This is a genomic window from Thalassospira sp. CH_XMU1458, from assembly GCF_037027205.1.
Taxonomy (GTDB): Bacteria; Pseudomonadota; Alphaproteobacteria; order Rhodospirillales; family Thalassospiraceae; genus Thalassospira; species Thalassospira tepidiphila.
On the sequence record NZ_JAYMDW010000003.1, the window covers coordinates 878269 to 894444 of the forward strand.

Genomic DNA, 16176 nt, shown 5'->3' on the forward strand with positions numbered 1-16176 from the left:
ATGGGTGCTGTTTTTGCCAATCAGATCCGTGCCGCCATTGCCTTTGTTGGCGATGGCGCACGCGATACGTTTCCGTTTGATTTTGATGTGTTTGATGCCGGTGATGTGCGGGTGGCGATCAATGGCACGGAAACCGATACCGGCTTTCATATCGCACTCACGCCCACCGATCAGGGCGGGGGTGGCGTGGTGCAGTTTGAAACCCCGCCCCAAAATGGCAGCACGATCAGTATTGCTCGGCAGTTGTATTTGCGCCGCCTGAGCAGCTTTGACGCCATGTCGGTCCCGCGTGGGGATGCGCTGGAGCGTGATCTTGATTTCATGACGGCCGCCCTTGGCGATGTTGATCGCGCGCTTTCCGGTGCTTTGCGCTTTGGCGCGGATCAGGGGGAGGGCGCGTCGGCGGAACTGCCGGTGATCAAGCCCGGTCGGGCGCTGATCTGGAACGCGGCGGGCACGGGGCTTGCCAACGGACCCAGCGGGGCGGAGATCACGCAGGCCAGCACCAAGGCAGCGCAGGCACAGGATGCCGCCAACCGGGCGGAGGCCGCCGAAAGCCGATCTGAAACAGCACGTGCATCGTTTGAAAGATCCACAGCCTCGGCGATGCTTGATCTTGATTTTCGCAGTGGCGATGTCCTGGCGTGGGAGGATGAACGCCGCATGCCGGTGATTGATGCGCCGGTCAGCCGGATCATGGATGTCCGCGAAACCGGATCGCTGGTCCGGCTTTCAAGCGGGGCGCAATTGACCCTGCCGGTGGCATCCGTTGCGCGCAATGGCGTTCGGTTTCGGGTGTTTAACGGTGACGGCACGATGGTCGATATTACAACAGCGGCGGGGAATGTGATCCGCCCGACCAACGGCGGGGCGGAGGTAACTGTTTATCCGTTGCCGACACGCGGTGACATGGTCGATCTGGTCTGTGATGGTACGCGCTGGTTTGCCGCCCCGATCCATGAGAGCGGGCCGGTGGTGAAGCTTTTGCGGGTGGCATCGCAATCCATCCCGGCCGGTGGGGCGTTTCTGGTCGAATGGGATCAGGTGATTGAAGACAGCCACGGGCTTTATGACAGTGCTGTGCATGGCATCACCGGCCTGCCGCCGGGCTTTTATCATGTTGATACCGGGGTGCGTTTCCCAATTACCGACCAGTCGGTCTTTACGACTTTGTCGCTCGAACGCTTTGACGGCACCGATTGGTCGAGCCACTTGCAGGCCAACGACATTACCGCCATGGGCAGCGGGGCGGCGCACAGTTTGCGCCTGAATGGTATTGCCCGGATTAATCCCACGCCCGGCACCGGATTGCGCCTGCGTCTGTCGCATAGCGATGTGCAAACACGTGACATTGGCGCGAGCGGTCTTTTGACCTGGTGTCACATTCATCGCATTGGCGGCTAGCGCACAACCATCAACCCATAGCCAATTAAACGGAGATGCATCCAATGGGATTGCGTTATCAGCCGCTTTCGGCCTGCATGAATGTTTCGCGCGCCAGCACCAAGCTTGTTCACGGCCGAAATGGTTTGCTTGAAACCCGCGCGATTGATGAACCGGCCTATGACCATGATCGGCTTGGTCGGCGTCTGGGCCTTCTGATCGAGGGGGCGGCGACCAACCTGCTGCGCTACTCATTGGGCTTTGACAATGCGCTTTGGGAAAAGAACAGCGGTGTGGTGGTAAGTGCCAGCACCATCGCCGCCCCGGATGGCAGCCAAACCGCGATGCAGCTTGATCTGCCGGGCACTTCCGGTGGTGCGGATGGACTTTATCAGAATGTCGGTGGGCTTGTGGCCAGCCAGACCTACAGCTTTGCCGTCTGGATGCGCGCAGTTTCGGGCACAGCCGACATCACGCTTGGCGGGATTGACGGGGCTTCCGCGCACGGCTTTACACTCGATCAAAACTGGCAGCGGGTCTGGATCGCCGAACCGGCATCCGGTACGACCCGCTATCCGAAAATCAGTACCGCCATAACTGCCCTTCCGGCCTCCATCCTGATCTGGAATGCCCAGCTTGAAACCGGACCAGCGCCGACAAGTGATATCATCAGCAAAGGTATCCCGGCCGCGCGGGCGGTCGATGATGTGCGGCTTGATCCCGGGGATTGGTTCGCTCAGGGGCGCGGCACAATGGTGTTTGATCTCCATACCACGCCCGATTGGGCGGGTATCTGGCGGATCGTGCAGCTTTATTCGCTGAGTCTGAATGATGATCACCTTGATCTTGGTTATGACAGTGCCGCCGATCAGTTGCGCATTTCGCTACGTTCGGGTGGCGTGCCGGTCGTCACCCAGTCGCTGTATGGCACGCTTGCCAAGGATAGCCGTCATCGCATCGCGCTGGCGTGGGATGATGACGTGATCTCGGTAGGGCTGGATGGTGTGGTGTTGTCATCCCCCGATGGCTTTGCCATGCCGCGCAACTTTTCCAATATCGTGCTGGGTTCCTTTGGCGGCACCGACAAGGCCCTGAACGGGCATGTGCGCAATCTCGCCTATTGGCCGGAAATGCTTTCCAATGCGCGGTTGTCAGAGCTTTCAACTGTCTGAGGATGGGCGATGCGTGAGACGGAAAACACCGATCCAATCGCCACCTTGCGAGCGGAACTGCTGCGCGATTTGCCCGATGACATCAAACGGGTGCGCAATGCCTATCGCCGGGCGGCACAGCAGGCAGCGCTTCTGCGCGAAGCCAAGGATTTCAATGCGCATCAGGCGGCGTGCAAAACCGCCCTTGGGCATCTTGATGGTTTGATCAAACTGCTGCGTTGGGCGTCTGAGGGGCAGGGTGCCGGGGAAGACGACGGCGCGGACGATGCAATGAACACCAGCGATTTGATCGCCAAAGCGAAGGAGGCGCTTGAAGGTGCCAGCTGAGGGATTGGCGTAAAGCATTGTGATCTTTGTGTGATGGTATCACATCCGTGATTGTCGAGACGTCCTTGAAAGCTGCCGGCATAGGTCGCGCAGCGATAAATGCCTAACTTTAGAAAGGACAGACCATGAAAAATGCGATGATTGTTTTTGCCAGCCTGATGTTTATGGCAAGCCCTGCATTTGCCAATGGTGGTGACGAGGAATCGGCAAGTTCGAGCTCGGAAGACAGCCTGATTGAACAGGTGCAGGGTGCGACCCAAAAGCAGAAATGCTGGTCTGCTAAAAATTGCACAGGCAAGGTTCTGAGTAACCGTGATGCCCATAACTGCAAGGACAAATCCAAGGGCAAGTCCTGGGAAAGCAAATTTGGGGTTTGTACAAACCTCTGACCCGCAATTCTCATCGTGATGTGAAGGGCATTCGGCGGCATGCGTTGCCGAATGCCTTTTTGTATTCAAGATAAAGAAATCTGATCATTTCGAGGATCGAGCAAATGGCAAGCTTCGCCGAATTCGTTTGGATCTGGGATCAGATGTTGGGGCTGAGCCTGCCGGCCCATCACCGCAAGATGGCCGATTGGCTTGAGGACTGCTGGCAGTCGGGCAAGCGGGAAATGCTTTTGATGGCATTTCGTAATTCCGGCAAGTCGACACTGGTCGGGTTGTTTTGTGCCTGGGTGCTTTATCGCGATGCCGATTTGCGCATTCTGGTTCTGGCCGCCGATCTTGATCTGGCGAAAAAGATGGTGCGCAACGTCAAGCGCGTGATTGAGCGTCATCCGCTGATGGGTGCCCTTTTGCCTGAAAAGCTGATCGATTGGGGGAGTGAGCGGTTTACCGTGGCGCGAACGGCTGTGTTGCGCGATCCGTCCATGCAGGCCGTCGGCATTGGTGGCAACATTACCGGATCGCGTGCCGATCTGGTGATTTGCGATGATGTCGAGGTGCCCAAAAACAGCGACACCGCCCATAAACGTTGCGAGCTGCGCGAAAAGCTTGGCGAGATTGCCTATGTGCTGGGGCCAAGCGGTGCACAGCTTTATGTCGGCACACCGCACAGCTATTACTCGATCTATGCTGATGAAGCGCGAACTGAAATCGGCGAAGTTGCCCCGTTCCTTGCCGGTTTTTCACGCTTTGAGCTTCCCATCGTCAATAAGGACGGGACATCAAACTGGCCGGAACGGTTTGATCTGGCCGCCATCAAGGCCATGCGGATCCGCACGCCAGAGCGCAAATTTCAAAGCCAGATGATGCTTGAAATGATGGCGCCGGTGGCCGGGATGCTCGATCCCGCAAAATTGCGGTTCTATGACGACGCGGCCGAGATCACGCATGGCAATGGCCGCATGAGCCTTCGGATTGGCGGGCGGACCATGGTCGCCAGTGCCTGCCATTTTGATCCGAGTTTCGGGTCGCTTCGCGGCGACGGGGCGGTGGTGGCGTGCGTTTATATCTGTGATCAGGGGGAATATTGGCTGCAGGATATCGCGTGGCTGCGGGCGTCTGATCCGAGCGTGTCAGAGACAAATGCTGAAATGCCCTGGCGCGATGAGGCCAGCCAGCTTTGTGGCCAGGTGGCGGAATTTATGGCGCGCCATCATTTGCCGTCGGTCCGGGTCGAGGCCAATGGCATTGGCCGGTTCCTGCCCAATATTCTTCGGCGTGAACTGAAATCAATCGGATGGGCGGCGAGCGTCGTAGAACATCATGAGAGTACCAACAAGGCCACCCGGATCGAGGATGCCTTTGGCGCGGTGATGGGGGCAGGATTGCTGCATGTCCATCGCGATGTTTGCCAGACACCGTTTCTGCGCCAGATGCGTGATTGGCATCCCGATAACAGCAATGCCAACAAAAGTGCCGATGACGGGCTTGATGCGGTGGCGGGCTGTATTTTGCATGATACGGTGCGTTTGCCACGGGTCGATATGCCGGTCAAACGGGCCGACTGGCGGGCACAAAGCGGGATTTTCCGGGCCGAGAGCTATTTCAACCCGTGAGAACGGGCTTTCAATTCGTGAGGGAGGAAAAAACTTTCTCACAATGCCAAATGGTTAGCGCAGGTCTGTATCACATTTGTGAAATATTCATGGAAAATTCAGCTTTGGTCCCTACGTTTATTATATGAAAGCATAGTAAGTAATTTTTCTTCCTATACTAAAGTGAGTTTTCGAAGCCAGAAAAAGACGGGTCCCGGCCCATGAAGCCGGCACAAGGAAACGGCCAAAGATCATTTGTTGATTGATTTTGCAGTACAGGAAAACAAGACGTCCATGTGGGCGCACCTGACTGCCAGGAGGCCTGACCATGTTGAAAACACTGAGCTTGATTGCTGTGGTGGCAGGTGCCGTTGCAGTAACACATACCCCAGCCTCGGCATCCCCCGTCTGCGGGGATCGATCCAAGGTGATCGACAGCCTGAGCGCAAAATATTCCGAAGAACCGGTCGCGGTCGGCGTGACATCCAATGGTGGCGTGATCGAGGTGCTTAAAGCCCCCGATGGCCAGACCTGGACCATCCTGTTTACCTATCCGTCCGGCCCAAGCTGCCTTGTCGCCTCTGGCGAGGCCTGGCAGGACCTGGAAGAAAAGCTGAAGGGCCCGGCAGCTTAAACCAAGCTTCCCCGCCTCCTGACTGCTTTGACCGCTTATCCAGCCCGTGGGATGTCGCCCCGGGTGGAGGCGCGGTCGACCTGACCCGCAAACCACCGGTTTGCGGGTTTTTCTTTGTCTGAAAATCGAGGCCCCCATGACCCTGCCTGTGACCCAGACGGTTGATGTGATCTGGTGGATCACGGCTGTTGAAATCCCTGCTGTCGCCAGCCTGTTCTGGCTGCATTGGCGGATGCGTTCCGAACTGCTTGGCCGGGTGGAGCAACTCCGTACCCGCGAAGAGTCAGATGCCAGCGATCTGCGCGATGCTTTGGCTGCCTTCAAGCTCGATGTCGCGCGCAACTATGTCTCCATCCCTTATCTCAAGGATGTCGAAAAACGCCTGACCGGCCATTTGCTCCGGATCGAGGCCAAGCTCGACATGCCCCCCATCCCGAGCAAAAAGGATCTGAGCTTATGACTGAATGCCAAACCCTGACCAGATCGGCATCAATGCCGGTCACCGATCCCGATACACTGACCGAGGTCGAAGTGCTTGCCCGCACCCTTTATGGCGAGGCGCGCGGCGAAGAACTTCCCGGGATCGAGGCGGTGGCATCGGTCATCCTCAACCGGGTGGCGTTTGCCAAGCGGCGCGGGCGCTATTGGTGGGGCAATGACATCAAATCTGTCTGTCTGAAACCGGCACAGTTTTCCTGCTGGAACGAAGCGGACCCCAACCGCAAGAAGCTTCTGGCACTCAGCCCGCGTGACCCGGCGTACCGTTTGTGCAAACGCATCGCCAAGCGCGCGGTGGCAGGGGAGCTTCCCGATCAAACCGACGGTGCCACCCATTATCACACCCATGCGGTGGACCCGTTCTGGGCACGCGGCCATGTGCCGTGTGCGGAAATCGGTAACCACCTGTTTTACAAAAACATAGGGTAGGGAGGTATCAAATGATCCCGGCATTGCTCGCCCAGATCGGCCTGCCGCTTTTGATGAAGGCGGTGGGTGCGGGGCTTGATCATATCGATAATCCGATTGCCAAAACGGCGGCCGAGGGCCTGAAACAGGTCGAACAAGCGGTCACCAAGGGCGACGTCACGCCCGAACAAATCGTAGCTGCCAACCGCCACACCGAACGCATGGCCGAAATCGAACTGGCCCGTGATACCGAAACACTCAAATCCGTCAACCGCACCATCCGCGCCGAAGTCGCCAGCGAAGATGCCTTTGTGCGGCGCTGGCGCCCCAGCTTCGGCTATGCCGTCGCACTGACCTGGATCATGACCATGGGCGCAATCGCCTACGCCATTATCCTCACCCCGCTACAGGCCCCGGCCATCATCGCAGCGCTGGTCAATACCAGCCCGATCTGGGGCATTGCACTGGGGGTTTTGGGCGTGAGCGTGGTGAAGCGGAGTGCGGATAAGAGGTTAAAAATGGAGTAAGGGGGGCGCTTGCCTCATTGTTTTTAAGCCGTTTTGACACATATGATTAGTATGTATCTATTAATGCTTCACACTATGCTTCACACTGCGTCTTATTGATGTATGATGTGCGTGCTACAGGTGAGTCAAAGAGGTTGACATGGGTAAGCTAAAGGAAAAGGCACCTCAAGAGGTGGCCCTGAGCCGTGCGCCGCTGGTTAAAGTTCTGTGTCAAGTGCGTTTTCCCCTTCAGTTGTCAATTCGGAGTGATGATGCGGTTGCTCAGTTTCAGTCGGAGCTGCGCAGCGAATATCCATTTCTTAATAAAGAAGTGGTTCATAGCTTTAGGGTAGAGGGAGCAAATGTACAGGGCGCTCCTGAGAACGCGATTCTGTGGCGGTTTGATGATCAGAAGCCTGAGTTCGTCTGGCGAGTGACGCTTACAACAGAGTTTGTAACCTTAGAGACGAACAGTTATTCCTCTCGCGAGGATTTTGTCTCACGGCTTGCTGCTGTAATTAGAGCTGTTGACAAGTCTTTTTCTCCCGGTGTCGCCCTCAGAATAGGGGTGCGTTACGTAAATCATATCCACGGGGAAGATGTGTTGGGGATTGAGCACGACATTAATGCATCTGTGTTGGGCATATTGTCACCAGATGCAGATGATTGTAGCCCATTACGTGACGCAGCCGTGCATTCAGTTTCAGAGGCAATGTTCAATGCTGAAGAAGGGCGACTGCAGGCTAGATGGGGGAAGTTACCTGCGCGCACCACGCATGATCCGGCTGTGCTTAAACCGGTTGACGGAGAGAGCTGGATTTTCGATTTCGACATGTTTACGCAAGAAAACCTTCAATTCGAAGAAAAAAAGATAACGGAAATTTGCGAAATTTTTTCCGAGAGAGTGTATTATGTGTTTCGTTTAATGGTTGAAGAATCTTTCTTGGTAAAGTTCGGAGGTCACGATGCTGTTGCATCCGAGTGACGCTAAAACAGAGCGGGTTACTTCTTCCTCGATTGGTGACGGTAATAAATCTGATCCCAACGTAGACTTGGTAAAGCTGGTTTTAAGTGTGGGAGGGGAATCTTCTCAGACCGCGAACAACTATTCTCAACCCGTTTTCTTGATGGGGACTTCTTCTGAGCCCGCAGGGAAAGTTTTTGAAGCCAGTCCTGATTCGATTTACGTTGATGTGCCCGCTGCCTTGTTCGAGTTGCGCCGAATTGCTGCGTTGAGCTGGAGTGAAGTTGGTGGCATGTTTGGTGTTGGTCGTCGAGCGGTTCATCACTGGATAAATGGGCAAAATGTTGCCGCTCATAACTGGTCTAAAATCTTTAAAGTTCTTATGTGCTTGCGAGGTGTTGCTAAGGGGGCGGGAGCGCAGAGAATGCGCGCGTTGCTTTTTGCTGAACGAGAAGACGGAATATCAGCCTATAAACTGATTAACGATGGCAAGTTTGATATTTTAGATGATCATTTCTCTAAGATATCGACAGAAGTTCTGCTTCACCCTGAAAAAGCTCAGATTAGTGAGAACGGTTTTTCCGAACCAGTTCAGTTGCTAGATGTAATAGGTGATCGGCCTGAAATCCCAAGTCAGCCTAAGTTGAGAAAAACTCTTCGCGTAAGGAAATGACGAGGAGCTGGATGGCTGAGGATTCTTTTAGCGAAATAGATAGCGACTATTCCCAATGGAAGCAGGGGGATTTCTGGCTGGGTGCTAGGATTCCCTTTTCTTTTGCGATTAACATGTCGTCGCCGCTTTCAGAACTAGCTAGAGCTATAGTAAATCAAAGCACTGAAGATGACTTTGTCGAGGCTCCTTATCAAGTTATAGATGATGAAGGAATTGAGGGGTTTTCTGTTTTGTCGCAGACTTGCGACATTGTTCGATCTGCTGAACGTCGTCCGTATCTCGAAATCGCACCTTTGGTGCGCCTTTCGGACGATGAATTTCAAGATGTTCGTGGCCTCAAACGACCAGCGTTTGCGTTTCTGCCAGGGGCAGAAGAAAAAAAACTTGTTGTTGATTTGGATAGGGTTATGACCCTCGATAAAGGAGGGTTAAAAGGTATTAAAAGAGAAGTTGGTTGCTTTACAGATCAGCAAAGACGAGATTTTGCCTCCTCACTTGCAAGGAAAAGAGCAAGATTTGCGTTTCCAGATGATTTTGGGGTTGCCTCGAAAAAATTCGTAAAGAGAGTAAAAGACAAAAGTAAGAAAACCTCAGAAGAAGGTGAATTCATTCGTGGCTTGTCGCAAATTCGCGCTTCAACGAACGTTGAATGGGATGCGGATGAGGTGGAGGTAACTATATTTCTAATCCTCGAAGATGCGCTTCCCATTAAGGAGCTCCATGGCACAATAATCGAGAAATGGGAGCAAGCGTTCAGTGGCTCTCAAAAATATGCAGTCACTATGATCGCGTGTCATATGCGCGATATCACCGCAAATGACTACATTTCTTCCGATATCTTGAGTTTTGATGATCTGTCAGTGTCTTAAGCTTTTCAAATTTTACCATAAAAAGGGGACAGTCCCTTTTTATGGATAAGAAGTTAGAGCAATGACGAGGTTGCTTTTCGCTTTGAGTGGGCCAGGAACGCCGCGATATCCTGTGCCGAATAACCCAACAACTCCCCCATCCGCGCAGAATCTGAGTCGTGATCTGCTACTGTTCCGATGCACAGGTTGCAGCACATCACCAACGCTTCCTCGATCCGCCATTCTTCGCCGGGCAGGGCGAAGAACAAGTAGCGCATTTCATAAGGTGGGCGCGGGATGATTTCCTCGACGCGGATGATTTTGCCTGACTCTACATGCGGGGCAAAATCGGCTTCTGGGAAATAGTCGCTGACATGAACCGCGTCCGAGAACATTGCCATCGGCTTTGTTCCGGCCAGCATCAATTCCAGTTCGCGGTCATTATGCGGGCCGATGCCCGGCGGCAATTCGAAATCATCATCCATGCGATCACCCGAGTTTTCTGATCCAAGCTTCACACCGGTTCGACACATCGTCAACGATGTGGTCAAGTCTTGGGCTGTCGGCGTCGGTATCACGAACTTCATCGCGCAGCGGGGTGATGGTTTCGCGGACTTTCTTTGCCATGGTGAGCAACGCCTTGCGAAGTGCGGTGGGGGAGCTTCCGATGGTGCGGGCCTGGGTTGCCCAATGCGACCAGTCCAGTTCGGTCGGGTCAAAGCATCCGCCGATGGATTGGGCGAGGCGGGGGCGCTGGCTTTTGAAGCAATCGCGAAACGCCGCACCATTGTTGACGTCATAGAGCGGACTGATTGCGGTGTGGACATTTGTCGCATTGGCATTTGTCGGGCGTTGCCGATAGATCAGGGAATAGTTCTTGGCGTGCGCATCCGGGTTGCCGATCAGGAAATTGAAAATCACAAACCCAAGCAATTTGGGGATATCGCGCGCCGGGATGGTGGAAGCCTGTTTGGTCAGCGCAAACATCGCGGCAAGGTCCGGTCCGCCCTGACGTTCATATTTGACATCCGGGTTCACCCCAAGTGCCTGACAGAAATCTTCCTGATGCAGGCGGGTAACGCGGACGCCCTTTGATGTCTGGGCGTAGGCGCGGTCAAAGCGGGTGACGAACAGGACAGGGCGATCGTTAAACAGGCGGATTTTGGTGTGCGCGGCATCAAGACCGATCTTGCGCGCAAGCTTCATACAGAAATGCTCGGTCCGGGTAGAGTCCGGCAGGCGTTCGATATCGATCTTGAGGATATGGGTACTTGGATAGCCGCCAAACGGCAGGGAGATTTCCTGTGTGGCTGGATCGATATAAACCGCGGCCTTGTCATTGACCCCGGCCAACGACAGCACAACTTCATCCTCGTCGATGAAAAGCGGTCTTTGGGGCAGGTCGGCAATGCGTTTGGCAAGATCATCGGTCGAGATCGCCGAAAGACGGGCATCGGATTGCAGGGGGTTTTTTGCCTGATCGGGATGGATCAGCATCAAGGCCCCGGCGCAATCGCGCCCGATATGTTCCAGAATGCCGAACTCGTCCGTCGGGGCGACATCAAACAGGGCTGCGATCTGGCGGCGGACATCCTTTTTATCGGGCAAAAGCCCGTCAAAGAACGGTTCAATGGCCTGATGGTCAAACGCACCATCCCGCAGCGGGATGCTTTGCGAAATTGGATAGGCGGCCGGGTTTGAAAGCCAATCCGGGTCATAGTCAAATGACATGTAGCCGCGCCCATCGGATTGCAAAACGCCAACCCGGTCGCGACCATTGGCAAGAACCAGAAGGGTTTTGCTCATGCCCCGTCTCCGTCCGATTGGGTGGGGTCGGGGGCAATCGAGATATCGGGCCAATCCAGCATCACCTGACCACCAAGGGCACGGGTGATATCCAGGATATTGGCAAAGCCCGGATTGTCGGCCTTGCCGGTTTCAAGCTGGCTGAGGAACTTGACGCTCAAGCCCGTGGCAAGCGCCAGATCGGTCTGCGACAGGCCAAGCGCCTTGCGGGCCTTGCGGATTTCCGGGCCAAGCTGGTCCATGCGGGTGATGTGCATGGCATCCTCCAAATTTACCTATGGGTAAATTTAGGGGGTTTTGCTGTGAATGTAAAGTGAAGTTTACCTATAAGTAAAATTCGGTGATTGTGGCCCGATTTTTAGCGAGATTTTACTTATGGGTAAAATATGGCGCTTCTGCGAATTTACAGAAGCGCCAAACTCTGGTCCTGACACCACTCCGTGCTTACAGCGCAATCTCAAGGTTCTTCATCACTTTGCCCTGACCGCCTGCCAGAAGGCCGGTGATGCGGCCGTCTTTAAGGTCCAGCGTGACCTTGATCTGGCTTGGCGACGGCTCAGTCATGAATTCGCCCTGGGCGATCAGGAAGCTGTCCTTTTTGATGTCCAACAGGTCATGAAGAACGCAGGCCAGCGGCCCGGCGGCCATGCCGGTGGCGGCTTCCTCGGTGATGCCATAGCGCGGGGCGAACATGCGGGTGGTGGCGTCAATCCCGGTGTCACCTGCGTCACCGGTGTCGGTGGTGAAGATGTAATAGCCGATCAGGTCAAGCTTCTCGCTAATCGCGTTGATGGTGTCCTGATCGGGCGTGATGTTGGCGAGCGTCGCCTGATCTTTCACGGCAATGACGATGAAGTTATTGCCGGTATTGACCAGCACCGGGCGGGCGCGGTCATCGAGGTCATCAGACGTGATCGCAAGCGATTTCAGCACATCACAGAGCGTGACACCCTGGTCAGCCCACTTGCTGGCCGGGGTGTAGGTCGGGGCCAGTTGCTCCATATAGGCCATGCCGTGATCAAGGATGATCTTGCGCGGGCCATCGACAGTTTCCTTCGACGTCTCGCCATCGCCAAAGCGGCCAATTTCGGCGAGATAGGAAAAGGTTGCGATGGTCGCATGGCCGCAATGGGCGATGCGTTTGGTCGGGGTAAAGAAATCAAGCTTTATGCCGCAGGTCTCGGATTTCGAGACAAAGGCAGTTTCGGAAAGCCCGACTTTCCGGGCGATCGTGAGTTTCTGATCATCGCTATACTGATCGGCATCCAGCACGACGCCGGCCGGGTTGCCGCCCTGACCATTTTTCACAAACGCATTGACGATCTGCACCGCGACGGTTTGGGTATTTTGTTGAGATGTACTCATGACTCTATTCCTGCTAAAATCTCTGTTGAGGCTGTTTTAATAAATCTCACAGGGATTCTGGACTCATATATAGATGAAGAAAGCTCATGAAATGTCGCGGGGCGACCTGATTGCGCGGGTGAGCCCGCTGGCCCCGGTTTTGGCCGCGATTGCCAGCGAAAACAGTTTCAGCAAGGCGGCCGAAAAGCTGGGTGTCCATCAATCGGCCGTCAGTCACCGGATTACCCAGCTTGAAGAGGCGCTTGGCTTTGCGTTGTTTGAACGCACCACGCGCCAGATCACGCCGACCGAATATGGCCGGGTGCTGTGCGCGGCGGCGCTTGAAACGGTGGGTGTCTGGGATGGGGCGTTTGACCGGCTGGAAAAATTCAGAACGAGCGGCACTGTGCGCCTGTCGGTGGCATCCGCACTTGCGATGAAATGGGTGTTGCCCAATCTGGTGAGTGCACAGCAGGCAGGGCTTGAGATCACCTTGGATGTCAATGATCGGCCGGTGGATTTCAGTGCTGGCACAATTGATGCCGCCATTCGCTTTGGCGCAGGGCCGTATCCCGGTTTGCATTCCAGCTTGCTTAAAAAGGCAGCGATCGTGCCGGTTGCCCGTCCGGGCTATCTCGCCGGGGGCAGGGGGTTTGAATATGTTCTTGGCGATCCTGACGTTACCTTGCTCAAGGATGCGGTGGGGGAGCGCGATGGCACCGATTTCAGTTGGGGCTATTATTGCGCGCACGCCGGTTTAAGCCTTGATGCGGATCGCAAGGCGCTTGCGTTTGATCGTGCCGATCTTGTGTTGCAGGCGGCGATCAATGGCATGGGCATCGGGCTTGGCCGAACCCTTCTGATTGAAGGCGATATCGCGCAAGGGTTTCTGGCGCCGGTTGGTCCGGCGGTTCCCATGAAATCATCCTATTGGCTGGTCTGCAGTCCTGAATTTTCCAAGACGGAGCGCCATGCGAAGCTTTTGGGCTGGCTGAAGGGGCAGATGAAATAGGCTTGCCGTTTTGCATGTGTCTGCCTAAATTCCCGCCATGACAAATACAACTGATGACATGATCTATCGCGTATTGGGTTCGGATGAATGGGCAGAAGCGCTCAGTGCCGGACAATATGACGGTGCGCCGCATGATATTGCCGATGGCTTTATCCATTTCTCGACCCAGGATACGCTGGCCGCAACGCTTGCGCTGCATTATGCCGGGCGGGATCACTTGAAATTGCTGCGGGTGCCGGTCGCGCCGATTGCCGCGAAAATCAAATGGGAACCGGCCCGCGGCGGCACGCTGTTCCCGCATCTCTATGATGTTCTGTCCGTGGAGCACGTGACCAAGGTCGATGAAATTCGCCTTGATGAAAACGGTGTTCACATCCTGCCCGAAGATCTGCGTTGATCTGCGCCAGCTCCGCCTGAACGCGCCGGATCTAAATCCCGCACGGCTTCCAAAGATATAATCGCCCGCCGCCTTTCTTCGTGCCGGTATCGATCACGCCGGGCAATTTCCCGGCGCGCACGGCATTCAGGAATGAATGGCCGAGTTTGACCTTGTCGCCGATATAAAGCGTTTCCCAGCCCTGCCCATAGATTTCATGTAAATGAAACGGGCCGGGATTTCGCGCGGCAAGGGTTTTCTTCAGTTTATCAAGATCAAGCTGTGTCATGGGGTGATCTCAGCATAGGGGCGACCTGTCTGCATTGTTCTGGCGCAAATTGGCCGGAAACAAGCGCGCCCGTCAGGCGTTGTGGTTTCATGCATAACATTCATATCCATAGCCAAAAGGCCCGGCCATGACGGCGCCGAAAAATGCAAAGGTCGAGGATATCGTTGCGCGGATTGACAAGCGCGCAGAAGGCGACCGGCATGTTTCGGTCGGCGATATCGTGGCCGAGCTGGGACAACGCAGTCAGGGGCCGTTTCTTCTGGTACCAGCCCTGATTGGTGTGTCGCCGATTGGTGGCATTCCGTTTGCGCCGACCTTTCTGGCCGCACTCGTTGCCGTGTTTTCCCTGCAAATTATCATCGGACGCACGCATTTATGGTTGCCTGACGTCTTGGCAGCGCGGGAAATCGGCGGTGACAAGGTCCGTGCCGGACTGGAAAAGATTGATCCGGTGGCCAAGCGGATGGATCGCTGGTTTGGTGGGCGGTTTGAAAGCCTGATCAGCGGGGTTGCTGTGCGGATCGCGGCCCTGATGTGCCTGATCCTGTCGCTGTCGATGCCGATGTTTGAGCTTGTCCCCTTTGCCGCCATCGCGCCGCTGAGCGCTATTGCCGCCTTTGGCCTGGCGATTTTGGTCAGTGACGGGCTTTTGATGCTGGCCGCCATTGCCATGACTCTGGGCACCGTGATTTTGATGTTTCAGATCATCTGAGGCATTTAGCCAACGACCCCGCCTGATATGCAAACAGCCCGCCGATGGTTCGGCGGGCTGTTTTTTGTGTTTGTGATCGGTGTTAACTTACGCGAGTTCTGCCAGGGCAGAGGCGTTGAAGTCTTCCAGCTGATCATAGGCGCCGCTTTTGACCTTGTTGGCCCATTGGGCGTCGCTCAGAAGCGCGCGGCCAACCGCGATCAGGTCAAACTCGCCCTTTTCCATGCGATTGATCAGCTCATCAAGGCTGGCCTTTTCCGATGCTTCGCCAGAGAACGCACCGATAAAGTCGGATGACAGGCCAACAGAACCCACCGAAATCGTCGGCGCCCCGGTCAGCTTCTTCGCCCAACCGGCAAAGTTCAGGCCCTTTTCGCCATCAATCTCGGGGAATTCCGGTTCCCAGAAACGACGTTGCGATGCGTGGATGATATCGACCCCGGCCTCAACCAGCGGGCCGAGCCAATCGGTCATTTCATCAGGCGTATAAGCAAGACGGGCGGTAAAGTCCTGCTGTTTCCATTGGCTGACGCGCAGGATGATCGGGAAGTCCGGCCCGACGGCGGCCCGCATTGCGGTCACCACTTCGCGGGCAAAGGTCGAACGTTCCTTGATCGTCTTGCCGCCAAAGCGATCGGTGCGCAGGTTGGTGCCGGGCCAGAAGAACTGATCAATCAGATAGCCGTGCGCGCCATGGATTTCAAAGGTGTCAAAGCCTGCATTCTTGGCATCAAGGGCCGCCTTGGCAAAGGCTGCGATCGTATCGGCAATATCAGCATCCGTCATCGCGTTGCCGCGCGGATCATCCGGGCCAACCAGACCCGATGGGCTTTCGACCGGTGCGTCCGGTTCCCAGCCGTCCGGTGTGCGGGTTGATCCGGTATGCCAGATCTGCGGACCCATCTTGCCACCGGCCGCATGCACGGCATCGGCAACCGCCTTCCAGCCCTTCATGGCGGCCTTGCCATGGAAAAGCGGAATGTGCGGAAGGTTACGTGATGCCGGGCGATCGACCACGGTCCCCTCGGACAGGATCAGACCAACACCGCCTGCGGCGCGCTTGCTGTAATAATCCGCGTTGGCGGCGCCCGGAATGCCGTCCGGTGCCTTGTTGCGCGTCATCGGGGCCATGACGATACGGTTGGGAAGATCAAGCGTTTTCAGCTTGAAAGGTGTGAAGAGAATGTCGGGTTTTGACATTGGATATCCTTTGATCGGAATTTCTGTTTTGGTCGCTCCTAGA

General features: G+C 55.4%; 21 protein-coding genes. 15 read left to right on the forward strand and 6 right to left on the reverse strand.

The window, feature by feature from the left end; all coding sequences use genetic code 11:
- The 12 genes from WBY09_RS18055 (at position 1) to WBY09_RS18110 (ending at position 9415) form a co-directional block, all read left to right on the forward strand.
- The gene (locus WBY09_RS18055) at positions 1–1404 is read left to right on the forward strand and encodes a hypothetical protein (RefSeq protein ID WP_336233495.1); all 1404 of its coding nucleotides are present in this window, start codon (positions 1–3) and stop codon (positions 1402–1404) included.
- A 44-nt stretch (positions 1405–1448) separates the two neighbouring features.
- Positions 1449–2555 carry a phage head spike fiber domain-containing protein gene (locus tag WBY09_RS18060; RefSeq protein ID WP_336233496.1) on the forward strand — a complete coding sequence of 369 codons (1107 nt, stop codon included), beginning with the start codon at positions 1449–1451 and terminating at the stop codon, positions 2553–2555.
- Positions 2556–2564: 9 nt separating this feature from the next.
- Positions 2565–2882 (forward strand): hypothetical protein, encoded by a 318-nt coding sequence (locus tag WBY09_RS18065; RefSeq protein ID WP_286791719.1) that lies wholly within the window; start codon positions 2565–2567, stop codon positions 2880–2882.
- A gap of 125 nt (positions 2883–3007) precedes the next feature.
- Positions 3008–3271, forward strand: coding sequence for a hypothetical protein (locus WBY09_RS18070; RefSeq protein WP_286791720.1), 264 nt, complete (start codon positions 3008–3010; stop codon positions 3269–3271).
- A 104-nt stretch (positions 3272–3375) separates the two neighbouring features.
- Positions 3376–4884, forward strand: a complete 1509-nt coding sequence (gene terL, locus WBY09_RS18075) for a phage terminase large subunit (protein ID WP_336233497.1) — start codon at positions 3376–3378, stop codon at positions 4882–4884.
- A gap of 307 nt (positions 4885–5191) precedes the next feature.
- Positions 5192–5497, forward strand: coding sequence for a hypothetical protein (locus WBY09_RS18080; RefSeq protein ID WP_008890208.1), 306 nt, complete (start codon positions 5192–5194; stop codon positions 5495–5497).
- A gap of 136 nt (positions 5498–5633) precedes the next feature.
- On the forward strand, positions 5634–5957 hold the full coding sequence (locus tag WBY09_RS18085; protein ID WP_063088040.1) for a hypothetical protein: 324 nt from the start codon (positions 5634–5636) through the stop codon (positions 5955–5957).
- Positions 5954–6424, forward strand: coding sequence for a cell wall hydrolase (locus tag WBY09_RS18090; RefSeq protein ID WP_336233498.1), 471 nt, complete (start codon positions 5954–5956; stop codon positions 6422–6424). The genes WBY09_RS18085 and WBY09_RS18090 overlap by 4 nt, the downstream gene beginning before the upstream one ends.
- An 11-nt stretch (positions 6425–6435) precedes the next feature.
- Positions 6436–6930, forward strand: a complete 495-nt coding sequence (locus WBY09_RS18095) for a 3TM-type holin (protein ID WP_336233499.1) — start codon at positions 6436–6438, stop codon at positions 6928–6930.
- Positions 6931–7069: 139 nt separating this feature from the next.
- Positions 7070–7894: a TIGR04255 family protein gene (locus tag WBY09_RS18100; protein WP_336233500.1), complete on the forward strand. Its 825-nt coding sequence runs from the start codon at positions 7070–7072 to the stop codon at positions 7892–7894.
- The gene (locus WBY09_RS18105; RefSeq protein ID WP_336233501.1) at positions 7875–8546 is read left to right on the forward strand and encodes a hypothetical protein; all 672 of its coding nucleotides are present in this window, start codon (positions 7875–7877) and stop codon (positions 8544–8546) included. The genes WBY09_RS18100 and WBY09_RS18105 overlap by 20 nt, the downstream gene beginning before the upstream one ends.
- Positions 8547–8557: 11 nt before the next feature.
- Positions 8558–9415, forward strand: a complete 858-nt coding sequence (locus WBY09_RS18110; RefSeq protein WP_336233502.1) for a hypothetical protein — start codon at positions 8558–8560, stop codon at positions 9413–9415.
- 53 nt (positions 9416–9468) lie between these two features.
- Here WBY09_RS18110 and WBY09_RS18115 read toward each other — a convergent pair whose 3' ends face one another.
- The 4 genes from WBY09_RS18115 to WBY09_RS18130 form a co-directional block, all read right to left on the reverse strand.
- A complete protein-coding gene (locus WBY09_RS18115; RefSeq protein ID WP_336233503.1) occupies positions 9469–9879 on the reverse strand; it encodes a hypothetical protein in 411 nt (136 codons plus the stop codon).
- A gap of 4 nt (positions 9880–9883) precedes the next feature.
- Positions 9884–11200, reverse strand: a complete 1317-nt coding sequence (locus tag WBY09_RS18120; RefSeq protein WP_336233504.1) for a type II toxin-antitoxin system HipA family toxin — start codon at positions 11198–11200, stop codon at positions 9884–9886.
- Entirely contained in the window at positions 11197–11457 is a 261-nt protein-coding gene (locus WBY09_RS18125) for a helix-turn-helix domain-containing protein (protein ID WP_336233505.1), read from the reverse strand. Before WBY09_RS18125 ends, WBY09_RS18120 begins: the two co-directional genes overlap by 4 nt.
- A gap of 187 nt (positions 11458–11644) precedes the next feature.
- The gene (locus tag WBY09_RS18130) at positions 11645–12565 is read right to left on the reverse strand and encodes a PhzF family phenazine biosynthesis protein (protein WP_336233506.1); all 921 of its coding nucleotides are present in this window, start codon (positions 12563–12565) and stop codon (positions 11645–11647) included.
- A gap of 73 nt (positions 12566–12638) precedes the next feature.
- Here WBY09_RS18130 and WBY09_RS18135 point away from each other — a divergent pair, with 73 nt between their 5' ends.
- Both WBY09_RS18135 and WBY09_RS18140 read left to right on the forward strand, forming a co-directional pair.
- Positions 12639–13556: a LysR family transcriptional regulator gene (locus WBY09_RS18135; RefSeq protein ID WP_336233507.1), complete on the forward strand. Its 918-nt coding sequence runs from the start codon at positions 12639–12641 to the stop codon at positions 13554–13556.
- Positions 13557–13593: 37 nt separating this feature from the next.
- On the forward strand, positions 13594–13953 hold the full coding sequence (locus WBY09_RS18140) for a DUF952 domain-containing protein (protein ID WP_064781822.1): 360 nt from the start codon (positions 13594–13596) through the stop codon (positions 13951–13953).
- 31 nt (positions 13954–13984) lie between these two features.
- Here WBY09_RS18140 and WBY09_RS18145 read toward each other — a convergent pair whose 3' ends face one another.
- Positions 13985–14221 (reverse strand): DUF1413 domain-containing protein, encoded by a 237-nt coding sequence (locus WBY09_RS18145; protein ID WP_336233508.1) that lies wholly within the window; start codon positions 14219–14221, stop codon positions 13985–13987.
- Positions 14222–14348: 127 nt separating this feature from the next.
- Between WBY09_RS18145 and WBY09_RS18150 the strand changes: the two genes are divergently transcribed.
- Complete coding sequence (locus WBY09_RS18150; RefSeq protein WP_336233509.1) at positions 14349–14933, forward strand: exopolysaccharide biosynthesis protein; 585 nt, start codon at positions 14349–14351, stop codon at positions 14931–14933.
- A gap of 87 nt (positions 14934–15020) precedes the next feature.
- Here the strand turns inward: WBY09_RS18150 and WBY09_RS18155 are convergent, their stop codons facing one another.
- Complete coding sequence (locus tag WBY09_RS18155; protein ID WP_336233510.1) at positions 15021–16133, reverse strand: NADH:flavin oxidoreductase; 1113 nt, start codon at positions 16131–16133, stop codon at positions 15021–15023.
- Positions 16134–16176 lie beyond the last annotated feature (43 nt).

Excerpts from the sequence above, each read along its gene's own strand:
- WBY09_RS18055 (WP_336233495.1), top strand. The coding sequence starts at position 1 with ATGGGTGCTGTTTTTGCCAATCAGATCCGTGCCGCCATTGCCTTTGTT.
- WBY09_RS18060 (WP_336233496.1), top strand. The coding sequence starts at position 1,449 with ATGGGATTGCGTTATCAGCCGCTTTCGGCCTGCATGAATGTTTCGCGC.
- WBY09_RS18065 (WP_286791719.1), top strand. The coding sequence starts at position 2,565 with ATGCGTGAGACGGAAAACACCGATCCAATCGCCACCTTGCGAGCGGAA.
- WBY09_RS18070 (WP_286791720.1), top strand. The coding sequence starts at position 3,008 with ATGAAAAATGCGATGATTGTTTTTGCCAGCCTGATGTTTATGGCAAGC.
- terL (WP_336233497.1), top strand. The coding sequence starts at position 3,376 with ATGGCAAGCTTCGCCGAATTCGTTTGGATCTGGGATCAGATGTTGGGG.
- WBY09_RS18080 (WP_008890208.1), top strand. The coding sequence starts at position 5,192 with ATGTTGAAAACACTGAGCTTGATTGCTGTGGTGGCAGGTGCCGTTGCA.
- WBY09_RS18085 (WP_063088040.1), top strand. The coding sequence starts at position 5,634 with ATGACCCTGCCTGTGACCCAGACGGTTGATGTGATCTGGTGGATCACG.
- WBY09_RS18090 (WP_336233498.1), top strand. The coding sequence starts at position 5,954 with ATGACTGAATGCCAAACCCTGACCAGATCGGCATCAATGCCGGTCACC.
- WBY09_RS18095 (WP_336233499.1), top strand. The coding sequence starts at position 6,436 with ATGATCCCGGCATTGCTCGCCCAGATCGGCCTGCCGCTTTTGATGAAG.
- WBY09_RS18100 (WP_336233500.1), top strand. The coding sequence starts at position 7,070 with ATGGGTAAGCTAAAGGAAAAGGCACCTCAAGAGGTGGCCCTGAGCCGT.
- WBY09_RS18105 (WP_336233501.1), top strand. The coding sequence starts at position 7,875 with ATGCTGTTGCATCCGAGTGACGCTAAAACAGAGCGGGTTACTTCTTCC.
- WBY09_RS18110 (WP_336233502.1), top strand. The coding sequence starts at position 8,558 with ATGGCTGAGGATTCTTTTAGCGAAATAGATAGCGACTATTCCCAATGG.
- WBY09_RS18115 (WP_336233503.1), bottom strand. The coding sequence starts at position 9,879 with ATGGATGATGATTTCGAATTGCCGCCGGGCATCGGCCCGCATAATGAC.
- WBY09_RS18120 (WP_336233504.1), bottom strand. The coding sequence starts at position 11,200 with ATGAGCAAAACCCTTCTGGTTCTTGCCAATGGTCGCGACCGGGTTGGC.
- WBY09_RS18125 (WP_336233505.1), bottom strand. The coding sequence starts at position 11,457 with ATGCACATCACCCGCATGGACCAGCTTGGCCCGGAAATCCGCAAGGCC.
- WBY09_RS18130 (WP_336233506.1), bottom strand. The coding sequence starts at position 12,565 with ATGAGTACATCTCAACAAAATACCCAAACCGTCGCGGTGCAGATCGTC.
- WBY09_RS18135 (WP_336233507.1), top strand. The coding sequence starts at position 12,639 with ATGAAGAAAGCTCATGAAATGTCGCGGGGCGACCTGATTGCGCGGGTG.
- WBY09_RS18140 (WP_064781822.1), top strand. The coding sequence starts at position 13,594 with ATGACAAATACAACTGATGACATGATCTATCGCGTATTGGGTTCGGAT.
- WBY09_RS18145 (WP_336233508.1), bottom strand. The coding sequence starts at position 14,221 with ATGACACAGCTTGATCTTGATAAACTGAAGAAAACCCTTGCCGCGCGA.
- WBY09_RS18150 (WP_336233509.1), top strand. The coding sequence starts at position 14,349 with ATGACGGCGCCGAAAAATGCAAAGGTCGAGGATATCGTTGCGCGGATT.
- WBY09_RS18155 (WP_336233510.1), bottom strand. The coding sequence starts at position 16,133 with ATGTCAAAACCCGACATTCTCTTCACACCTTTCAAGCTGAAAACGCTT.